We start from the raw sequence: 10826 nt of genomic DNA, 5'->3' as shown, positions 1-10826 counted from the left end.
TGGCGCGTGCGTCTACCCTAAATCCGTGCGTCAATTTCGGGATGGCGTGCGTCTGTTTCATGGATTTGCGCGTCGATATCCATGGCGCGTGCGTCTACTCTAAATCCGTGCGTCTCTTCCGGGATGGCGTGCGTCTGTTTCGTGCATTTGCGCGTCAATTTCCATGGCGCGTGCGTCTACCCGAGATCCGCGCGTCAATTTTGGGCTGGCGTGCGTCTATTTGATGCATTTGCGCGTCGATTTCCATGGCGCGTGCGTCTACTCTAAATCCGTGCGTCAATTTTAGGCTGGCGTGCGTCTGTTTCATGGATTTGCGCGTCAATTTCCATGGCGCGTGCGTCTACCCTAAATCCGTGCGTCAATTTTAGGCTGGCGTGCGTCTGTTTCATGGATTTGCGCGTCAATTTCCATGGCGCGTGCGTCTACTCTGAATCCGTGCGTCAAACAAAAAATCGCAAAGACCAGCCTACAGCTTGGTCTTTGCGATTTTTTTATCTAATTCTTCATATTCATAGTAGCTAATTGTTTCATATAATTCTTTTCTTGTTTGCATATCATCGATCAAACTAGCTTGAGTTCCGCGTTGAAATATATTTTGGAATACTCGTTCATAGGCTTTGGCCGCAACCCTTAAGGAGGTCACAGGGTAAATGACCATACTATAGCCAAATTGTTGGAACTGTTCAGCTGTATAAAAAGGTGTTTTCCCGAATTCAGTCATATTCGCTAACAATGGAGCATTTACTTTTGATTTAAATTGAGAGAATTCTTCATCCTTTGTTAATGCTTCAGGAAAAACAGCATCAGCCCCTCCCTCGATATAGGCATTTGCTCTCGAAATAGCGGTTTCTAACCCTTCTACCGAATATGCATCCGTCCGAGCGACAACAACCAGAGTGGGTTCCACTTCTTTAATCGCTCGTATTTTTTGAACCATTTCATCAGTAGGAATGAGCTTTTTGCCATTAAGGTGCCCGCATTTCTTTGGAAGGTCTTGATCTTCAATTTGAACAGCAGCTACTCGTGCTTCCACCATTTCTTTAGCTGTTTTAATAACATTTAAAACTCCACCGAACCCAGTATCGATATCTACGAGAACAGGTAAATTGGTAGCTCGAATGAGTTCCCTAGCCCTCTCTGCAACTTCTTCTGAATGAATAATACCAAGGTCAGGTAATCCTTTGCTAGCGGTGTACGCTGCACCTGATAAATATAGAGCGTTAAATCCAACATTCTTCGCGATTAACGCTGCCATTCCATCATGGGTGCCGGGTATTTTCAAAATGGTAGGATCCATAACCATTTCTAAAAATGTATCAGCTAGCTCCTTTTGTGATGAACTTTTTTCAATAAACCATGTCATACATTTTCCTCCAATATTCAAAAATCAAAGACTACCTCCAACTTCCTGTTAAATCACTAGTTTTGAAACAAAATCATCTACGGGTGAATCTAGTAGAGCATTTTTATCGTTAAATAAGGAATAAATATCGTTAGATTGCTGGCTTGGAAATCTTGTTTCTAGATTGTGTTTGAATTTTTCTTTTAGCTTAGGAATGCCCTCATCTCTTCTAAAGCGATGTCCCAAAGGATATTCGTATGTTACTTTTTCCGTCTTACTCCCATCCTTGAAAAAGATTTGAACAGCATTGGCAATCGACCGTTTGTTTTCATCTAAGTATTCTTTCGTAAAACGCTCATCTTGAACAACTTTCATTTTTTCACGTAAAGCATCAATTTTATGATCCTGAGCTACATCATCCTCATAATGATCAGCAGTAATATTCCCAAATAACAGACCAATAGCCGTGATATATTGAATGCAATGATCTCGGTCAGCGGGGTTGTGTAAAGGTCCTTTTTTATCAATAATTCTTATCGCAGATTCCTGTGTTGTAATTTCTATATAATCAATTTCAGCTAATCGATCTTTGACAACCGGATGTAAATCAACAGCACATTCTGCAGCCGTTTGGGCATGAAATTCTGCTGGATAGGAAATTTTAAATAGAATGTTTTCCATAACATAACTGTCTAATGGTCGAGCAAGTGTCAATTGCTCTCCATTAAATAATACATCTTGAAATCCCCAACCTGGAGCAGTTAGTGCTGTTTGGTAACCCATTTCACCTTTCAAGGCCATAAGTGCTAATCTTACTCCTCGACTTGTGGCATCCCCAGCTGCCCATGATTTCCTTGAACCTGTGTTAGGAAAATGGCGATAAGTACGTAAGCTAGAGTTATCAATCCATGCATTAGATAAGGCATTAACAATTTGCTCCTTTGATCCTCCAAGCATTCCCGTAACTACAGCAGTTGTCGCCACCTTAACAAAAAGGACATGATCGAGTCCTACTCGGTTAAGACTATTCTCAAGGGCAAGAATTCCCTGTATTTCGTGTGCCTTTACCAATGCGACTAATACATCTTTCATGGTTAATGGTTCTTTTCCTATCGTGTGGTTTCTTCGACTAACAAAATCTGCAGTAGCCAAAATTCCTCCTAAATTGTCAGAAGGATGTCCCCATTCTGCAGCTAGCCATGTGTCATTATAGTCTAACCAACGAATCAAGCTACCAATGTTAAAAGCCGCCTGAACTGGATCAAGTTCAAATTGTGTGCCAGGCACTCGACTTCCATTGCTTACAATTGTTCCTGATACTATTGGACCTAAATGCTTCGTACATTCTGGATATCTTAAAGCTAGAAAACCACATCCAAGGGTGTCCATTAATACATATCTTGCTGTATCAAGGGCTTCGTCACTTGTAATCTCTTTTTCTAAAATATAATCAGCAATTTCATCTAAGAGACTGTCTATTTTTTGACTCAATTCAATTCCTCCTTAGTCCCAATAAAATATGGCAGATAGAATACCTAAAGCAGTTATAATAAAACTCGAAAAAACCCCAATTGTATATTGCTCTTTTTTTGTAAACACCCCCGTAGAATAGGCAAAGAAAGCTGTTGGAGAATGTATAGGCAAAACCATAACTCCTCCAATGATCATGACAACTAAAAAAGATAATCCTTCCTTTGACAATCCAACCTGATCAGCATAAGAAATGGCAATAGGAAAAATAACAACCATCGCAGATGAAGGTACAATAAATAAAAAGCGTAAGCAAAAAATAAAGATGGCAATAACAATAACTTTGAATGCCACACTTCCATCATTTGGGACAAAATATATAAGTTCCCTAGCTAACGCACCTGCTGTTCCGTTTGTTTCCATTAAAATCCCCACTGAGAATGAAGATCCAAGGAGTAGAAAGTTTTCCCAATCATAATTTCGAATGGTTTGATTTGTGATTAGATTAAATTTGGGCAAAGAATAAATAACAACTAGAATCATAGGTGGAAGAACGAGAGGAACGGTATCTTCATCAAAGAGAATCCAAACCACAATCATAATCAAAAACAGCCCTAAAACACCCCAGAAGTTATGTGGCATTTCTTCTTTCTTTATACTTTCAGAGCCCATTTTGGTCATTCTCTCTAGTTCATCCTCGTTAGAATCTAACTTTAAAAAGTTCCAAACGAATAATGCAACAATGGTCATCCCTATCCAAAGGGGAGGTGCAATATGCAAAAACCATCCCATCCAGCTCATATCCTCCGAAACCTTGTAATCTTTTAAAAGTTGAGCAGCCAAGATAGGGAATCCCCCACCTGTAAAAATAACCATTGTGGAATTTTGATTCATCATTCCAATAACAAACATACAAAATCTTCTAAACAGACTCTTTTCCTCGAACCCAAAATATTCATTCATTCGGTCAATAAGTGGTAAAAATATTTTGAACCGTGCAACAGCGGAAGGTAGCAAAATGGGTAAAAGTAGTATGACGACAGGTAGCGTTATCACTACTCCCATAGCACCTTTCTTACTGGTATTTATAATAAATCTTGCAATTAATCGATCGATTCCCACCTTCACAAGAGCATGACTAATTAAAGAAACCATTAAAATAAAGTAGAGAGCTGGTGAAAGGAAACCAACTACAGCATCATCAATATCATCCACTAAACCAAAAATTAAAATAAGCGCCAATATTAAAATACTAGAGGTACCTGTTGGTATGGGAGCCAGAGTCCACAAGTAAACGGCAATTGCCAATAAAAGAATAGTTAACTTTTGTACATTGGTAAACTCAGAAAATAAAGTTTGTATACTCAATAAAGCCAAAGCAAGAATTAGCCCTGGTATGATTATCTGTCTGTTCCATAAATAACTTTTCATAGCCCTTCCCCCATTGATAAACCCTTATGCATTACTCCTCCTCTTCTTTTGGAAAAATGGGATAATAAATGATAGTAGAGCAATGATCAACAAGGATAAAGGAAGTGGACTATTCACAAAGATCATAAGGCTTCCATTTGAAATCGTTAGAGATTGTCTAAAGGATTGTTCCATCATTCCTCCTAAAATGAAAGCAAGAATAAATGGAGGTGCTGGAAATGAATAGATTTTCATAAAAAATCCCAAGATTCCAAATAAGAGAAGCATATACAAGTCAAAAGGATTAAAGCTAATGGAATAGACTCCTATTAAACTAAATACAATTACAAGTGAAATGAGCAACGGTCTTGGAATGCGCAAGATCCTTGCTATGTAAGGAATTAATGGTAGATTTAGAATTAAGAGGAATATGTTCCCGATATACATACTCGCAATAATTCCCCAAAAAATATCAGGGTGATCTGTCATTAATAAAGGACCGGGCTGAATCCCCAATACCATAAAGGCTCCTAGCATTACCGCAGTAGTACCTGAGCCGGGTATTCCAAGACTTAATAAAGGAACGAATGCTCCACCAGTTGCAGCATTATTAGCAGTTTCTGGCGCTGCAAGACCTTTGACTGATCCTTTTCCAAATTCCTCAGGGTTCTTAGAAAATCTTTTTTCAGCAATATAACCAATAAAGGAAGCGATAGTCGCTCCAGCTCCAGGGAGAACTCCTAAAATAAACCCTAATAGGGATTGTCTCCCCATCGGTCCACGCATTTCTTTAAAATCTTCTTTAGATATTTTTAAACTACCTATGTTCTGATCCTTACTTATGGCACTATCTTTTCGATTTAAAACAAGAGTACAAACTTCTGCCAAGGCAAATAATCCAAGGGCAATAACCAAAAAGTCTAACCCTTCAAGTAAACTTGGAGTCCCAAAAGTAAAACGTTGAGTCCCTGTTTGAGGGTCAATACCAATGGTAACTACCATAAAACCAACGGTAGCTGAAATTAGGGCCTTTAAGGTTGACCCTTCTGACAAGCTAGATATTAAGGTTAACCCCATCAACATAAGAGCAAAATATGCCGGTGGGCCAAAAGACACCGCAACTGAGGATAAAGCAGGGGCAAAAAGCATCAGTAAGATGACACTTACGGTACCTCCTGTAAAAGACGAGATAGCGGCTATTGCTAATGCCTTCCCAGCCTTTCCCTGCTGAGCCATCGGATAGCCATCGAAAGCAGTAGCCACCGTTCCAGAAATACCTGGGGCATTTAATAGAATAGAAGATGTTGAGCCTCCAAAAACAGCTCCATAATAAACACCCGCCATCATGACAAGGGCAGGAGCAGGGTCCATCCCATAGGTGAGTGGTATCATGATGGCTATAGCACTTATTGGTCCTAATCCAGGTAGCATACCAATAAATGTTCCAACTAAGACCCCGATAAATACAAAAAATAAGCCTTCCAAGCTTAAAGCAACACTAAATCCTGAAACAATACCTTGAAGTGCATCCATATACTACCCTCCTAAATTGGTAAAATACCCTGAGGTAATTCGATTTTTAATAAAAAGTTAAAGATGATATACAATCCTACTGGAAATAAGATAGAAACAAGTACATTGGATACGTTTTTTCTATAACCAAGAAACAATGAACAAAAATAAATAAACAAACCAGTGACCAGCACAAAACCTATAATTTCAAGAAGGAATATATAAAGAAATACTAGTCCAAATACTCCTGTGAGCATTAACCATTCTGCTTTTGGGATATCACGTTTCTTTTTTTGTTCTTCTGTTTCTTGATCCTTAGACAAAAAAAGAGATATGGATAATAAAACTAATAACCACCCTAAACTCTTTGGTATTACATCTGCGTCAATCGCTGTATATGGATAAGAAGGAAGTTGGTAGCTCAAAAATAAATAAACTCCTGCCAACAAAAATAAAAAAATGCTTACCTTTTGATTTACAGACTTTAACAATTAAGTCACCACCTAAATTCATCTATGTTTGTAGAAAAGGAGAGAAGCCAATGATCACTAACCATTGACTTCTTAGCCTTTTCATTACTCTCCTAAGCCTAATTCATCAAGGATTTCTTTAATAGATTGCTTTTCGTTATCCAAGAATTCCTTGTATTCTTCACTACCCATCCACATTTCATTCCATCCGTAATTCTTACGTACTTCATCAAACTCTGCAGAATCACTTAGTTCTTTAAATTTCGCTTCATAATATTCTAAAACCTCTGGATCCATGTTAGGTGGTCCAAAGAATCCGCGCCAGTTGACAAACACTTCATCAATTCCTTGTTCTTTTGCAGTAGGGAAATCGGAAAGAACATCTCCTTCCAAACGTTCTTCAGATGTAACACCAAGGACCTTGATTTTACCTGCTCTGACTTGTTCTACCGTTTCAGCTACACCTGTGGAGTAAACATCGACACTACCATTAAGAAGTTGAGTCATACCTCCTCCATCTTGAGCAGAAACGTATTTAATTTTTGTTATATCTACACCAGCTGCTTTTGCAATCTTGATAAACTGAATATGGTCCATACTACCGGGTGAGGATGCACCTACAACAGTAACTCCGGACGGATCATCCTTCATGTCATCAAAGAGGTCATTTAAGTCGTTCCACTCCGAATCTTCTCTTACTGCAAAAGCTGCATAATCAGCAATCACATTAGCAATTGGAGTGAAGTCTTCGTGACCATACTCAGACTGTCCATTTAAAGGAACCATTAAAATTGGAGAGGATGATACGAATAAATTGTATGGGCTGCCTTCTTTTTCAGCGATATAAGCCCAACCAATTGCTCCACCTCCACCTTCTTTGTTCACAACCCCAATACTTTGATCGATAATACCTGCTTCTTCAAAGACCTTTGCAGCCATACGTGCAGTAGTATCCCAACCCCCACCAGCACCTGCTGGAGCCACAATTTCAATTGATTTTTCAGGAATCCAATCTTCTCCACCTGAGTTATCATCATTTGAAGAATTATCTGTGCTGTTATCTGCCTTGTTGTTTTCACTAGCAGAATCATCAGAACAAGCCACAATGAACAACATAAGTGCGACAGCCAAAAAGGCTAAAAGCTTTTTCATTGGAATTTCCCCCTTATATGATTAGTAAGCCGTCTACCATAACAGCTTTGTATCAATTTTATTTCAAATTTTCTGAATTGTAACCGTTTTCAAGATATCGTCTATAAAAATTATTTTGTTCATTTTGTTCATTTTGTTCACAAGAAAAGAGGCCAGGCCATAAGTGCTAGGTACCAAAATCAGTCTCTAAACACACTAAATTTCTAGTGTGCATAATAGAAACATACTTAAGGACCCTAGCTTCTCATTTGTCCTGCCCCTTTGTTTTAGTTTATTTTAAGATGATGCTTGTCCTACTAAATAGTATCTTCTTTCTGGTCTTCCTACAATCCCATATTCCAACTCAGCATGACCCTCTCCGTTTGCAATAAGATATTCCAAATACCTCCTTGCTGTCGTTCTTGAGGCACCCAATTTTTCCCCCATTTCTTCTGCTGTAATTCCCTGATATGATCCTAACAGCAGATCACGAACTTTTTCCAAAGTTATAGGATCAATCCCTTTAGGTGTCTGCTTAGCAGGTTTTACATTTTTTTGTTTTTCTTTATGGCCAAAATACTCATCTAAAAAACTCTGATCAATTTCGTTTTTCTTTTCTAACAAATGTTTTGTATTTTTATATTTTTCTATAGTTGCTAAAAATCTCTTCATTTTAACTGGCTTAATAATGTAATCAAATACCCCGTTTCGCAGAGCAGTTTCAACCATCTCTTTTTCTGTGGCAGCAGATATCATTATGACATCCACGTTGGGTTGAATGCGCCTTATCTCAGAAATTAATTCCGTTCCTAACATATCCGGGATATAAATATCCATTAATACAAGTTCAAGTCTATTCTTCATTACAAATTCTATAGTCTCTCTCCCGCTTAATGCTTTACCGATAACTTTAACCCCATCAATTTTCCCTAAAAACTTCTCATGAATATCCGCTACACGAAAATCATCCTCAACGATGAGAACCTTCAACATTAATTCCCCCCCCTTTACACAATGTTTATGCAGATTGCTCCTTCCCTAAAACCTTTGGTATAAATACCGAAAAAACCGTTCCACCATCTTTATCACTTTGAATCTCGATCGTTCCTTGAAGATCATCTACTATTTCTTTTACAATGGAAAGCCCAAATCCCCTATTCTCTTCCCCTTTGGTAGAAAAACCTATTTCAAAAATTTGTTTCATGTTCTCTTCTGAAATACCATGACCAGAGTCAGCAACTTCAAATACTATATCGTCTCCTATGTCTGTTGAGAAAAAAGTAATTTTTCTATCCTTTTGTGAACATACGGCTTCCATCGCGTTATCCAGTAAATTACCTAAAATTGTAATTAACTTTGAAATATCTATATGTTTTGGAATTTTTTCTAAAGAGCTAGAATGATCAATATCTAATTCAATCTTTTTTTCTGATGCCTTTCCTATCTTTCCAAGTAAAATAGCTTGAACCGTTCGATCTTTTATACGATTGAACACAACTTCTGTTTGATTCATATGAAGATTGGACTCTGTTTGGATCAACTCAACAGCTTCCTTATAGTGACCTAGCTGAAGTAAACCCGATAGGACGTAAAGCTTGTTCGTATACTCATGAGTCTGTGCTCTCAAATCTTCAGAATATCTTCTTACCTCAGATAATGTGTTTAACATTTCTTTCACTTCTGTTTTATCACGAAAACTTGCAACTGCACCGACAATGTTTCCATCCTCAAAAATAGGAGTAGTATTCAATATCACAACACGATCACTTAAATAAAGTTCCTCGTCTTTAACGGTAGATCCAGATTTCAAAACTTTATTCATTTGACTATTTGGGATTACTTCATCCACCGGTTTTCCGATTGCTTTATTGGAAAGCCCAAGGATCTTTTCCGCAGATTGATTCATCATCGATATATTCCCATGTTGATCCATAGCTATAATCCCTTCTTTAATAGAAGAAAGAATAGCACTTCGGTCTCGATAAAGAGATGCTATTTGATACGGTTCTAGTCCCATAATTTCTTTACGTATATTTCTAGCAAGCATAACTCCTCCAAATATACCGATGATGAGAACTAGAAAGGAGAAAAAGCTTAATTTTAACAAGCGGTTAAAGATAATTGTTTTTATATCTTCTATCATGAAACCTACAGAAACAATTCCTATAATGTTCCCATTATCATTAAAAATGGGAGCTTTTCCACGTAAGGATGGCCCAAGACTACCAACTGCCTCAGAAGTATAGTACTCACCATCAATAAGGGCTTTCCCATTATCTCCTCCAACCATTTTTCTTCCTATTTTATATGCCTCAGGATGAGAATATCTAATACTGTCTTTATTCCCTACCACAATGAATTCAGCGCCAATATCCTTCCTAATTCTTTCAGCTAGTGGTTGAATCACCGTCGATGGTTCCTCTAGACTAAAAGCATCCCGAATAGCAGGCATATACGAAATAGCAGTCGCCACATTTAATGCCCTTTTCCCTATATTGTCCTCTGTTTGCTTCCATTCATAATAACCATTAAATACAGTGATCATTGTAGTAACTAATAAGATAAGAGCAGTTATTAAGGTAACTATTTTTGTTTGAAGTGATATCCGCATTTTGTTCCCCCACTTTTGACAACGCTTTCTTTTAATAACTTATCATAATTTTCGAATAATTAGTAGTGTGGTGTACGGTTTGCACATCAATTTTGGGCTAATGGATTTGCGCGTCAATTTCCATGGCGCGTGCGTCTACCCGAGATCCGTGCGTCAATTTTGGGATGGCGTGCGTCTGTTTCGTGAATTTGCGCGTCGATTTCCATGGCGCGTGCGTCTACTCTAAATCCGTGCGTCAATTTTAGGCTGGCGTGCGTCTGTTTCATGGATTTGCGCGTCAATTTCCATGGCGCGTGCGTCTACTCTGAATCCGTGCGTCAATTTTAGGCTAGCGCGTGTCTGTTTCACGGATTTGCGCGTCGATTTCCATGGCGCGTGCGTCTACCCTAAATCCGTGCGTCTGTTTTGGGCTGGCGCGCGTCTGTTTCGTGCATTTGCGCGTCGATTTCCATGGAGCGTGCGTCCTCCCGAGATCCGTGCCTCAATTTTGGGCTGGCGTGCGTCTGTTTGATGGATTTGCGCGTCGATTTCCATGGCGCGTGCATCTACTCTAAATCCGTGCGTCAATTTTAGGCTGGCGTGCGTCTGTTTGATGGATTTGCGCGTCGATTTCCATGGAGCGTGCGTCTACTCTGAATCCGTGCGTCTCTTCCGGGCTGGCGTGCGTCTGTTTCATGGATTTGCGCGTCAATTTCAACCCAGCGTGCGTCAACCCTAAATCCGCGCGTCAATTTTGGGATGGCGTGCGTCTGTTTCGTGCATTTGCGCGTCAATTTCCTTCCAGCGTGCGTCTACTCTGAATCCGTGCGTCAATTTTAGGCTGGCGTGCGTCTGTTTGATGGATTTGCGCGTCGATTTCCATGGAGCGTGCGTCTACTCT

8 protein-coding genes are annotated in these 10826 nt (G+C 39.1%); all 8 read right to left on the bottom strand.

What is annotated here, in order from left to right; all coding sequences use genetic code 11:
- Nucleotides 1-466: 466 nt before the first annotated feature.
- The 8 genes from prpB to RZN25_15395 all read right to left on the bottom strand — a co-directional run bounded on the left by prpB (nt 467) and on the right by RZN25_15395 (nt 9946).
- Complete coding sequence (prpB, locus tag RZN25_15430) at nt 467-1363, bottom strand: methylisocitrate lyase (protein MEQ6378203.1); 897 nt, start codon at nt 1361-1363, stop codon at nt 467-469.
- Nucleotides 1364-1411: 48 nt separating this feature from the next.
- Nucleotides 1412-2833, bottom strand: a complete 1422-nt coding sequence (locus RZN25_15425) for a bifunctional 2-methylcitrate dehydratase/aconitate hydratase (protein MEQ6378202.1) — start codon at nt 2831-2833, stop codon at nt 1412-1414.
- Nucleotides 2834-2845: 12 nt separating this feature from the next.
- On the bottom strand, nt 2846-4243 hold the full coding sequence (locus RZN25_15420; GenBank protein MEQ6378201.1) for an anion permease: 1398 nt from the start codon (nt 4241-4243) through the stop codon (nt 2846-2848).
- A 24-nt stretch (nt 4244-4267) separates the two neighbouring features.
- Nucleotides 4268-5755 (bottom strand): tripartite tricarboxylate transporter permease, encoded by a 1488-nt coding sequence (locus RZN25_15415; protein MEQ6378200.1) that lies wholly within the window; start codon nt 5753-5755, stop codon nt 4268-4270.
- 11 nt (nt 5756-5766) lie between these two features.
- Entirely contained in the window at nt 5767-6225 is a 459-nt protein-coding gene (locus RZN25_15410; GenBank protein MEQ6378199.1) for a tripartite tricarboxylate transporter TctB family protein, read from the bottom strand.
- 84 nt (nt 6226-6309) lie between these two features.
- The gene (locus RZN25_15405) at nt 6310-7356 is read right to left on the bottom strand and encodes a tripartite tricarboxylate transporter substrate binding protein (protein ID MEQ6378198.1); all 1047 of its coding nucleotides are present in this window, start codon (nt 7354-7356) and stop codon (nt 6310-6312) included.
- Nucleotides 7357-7632: 276 nt separating this feature from the next.
- A complete protein-coding gene (locus RZN25_15400; protein ID MEQ6378197.1) occupies nt 7633-8328 on the bottom strand; it encodes a response regulator in 696 nt (231 codons plus the stop codon).
- A 25-nt stretch (nt 8329-8353) separates the two neighbouring features.
- Complete coding sequence (locus tag RZN25_15395) at nt 8354-9946, bottom strand: sensor histidine kinase (protein ID MEQ6378196.1); 1593 nt, start codon at nt 9944-9946, stop codon at nt 8354-8356.
- Between the last annotated feature and the right edge of the window lie 880 nt (nt 9947-10826).

Source organism: Bacillaceae bacterium S4-13-56, assembly GCA_040191315.1.
Classification (GTDB): domain Bacteria; phylum Bacillota; class Bacilli; order Bacillales; family JAWJLM01; genus JAWJLM01.
This window is presented reverse-complemented; position numbering and strand designations above follow the sequence as displayed.

What these genes read in the sequence shown, in the direction of transcription:
- prpB (MEQ6378203.1), bottom strand. Translation starts at nt 1,363, where the DNA reads ATGACATGGTTTATTGAAAAAAGTTCATCACAAAAGGAGCTAGCTGAT.
- RZN25_15400 (MEQ6378197.1), bottom strand. Translation starts at nt 8,328, where the DNA reads ATGTTGAAGGTTCTCATCGTTGAGGATGATTTTCGTGTAGCGGATATT.
- RZN25_15395 (MEQ6378196.1), bottom strand. Translation starts at nt 9,946, where the DNA reads ATGCGGATATCACTTCAAACAAAAATAGTTACCTTAATAACTGCTCTT.
- RZN25_15405 (MEQ6378198.1), bottom strand. Translation starts at nt 7,356, where the DNA reads ATGAAAAAGCTTTTAGCCTTTTTGGCTGTCGCACTTATGTTGTTCATT.
- RZN25_15420 (MEQ6378201.1), bottom strand. Translation starts at nt 4,243, where the DNA reads ATGAAAAGTTATTTATGGAACAGACAGATAATCATACCAGGGCTAATT.
- RZN25_15415 (MEQ6378200.1), bottom strand. Translation starts at nt 5,755, where the DNA reads ATGGATGCACTTCAAGGTATTGTTTCAGGATTTAGTGTTGCTTTAAGC.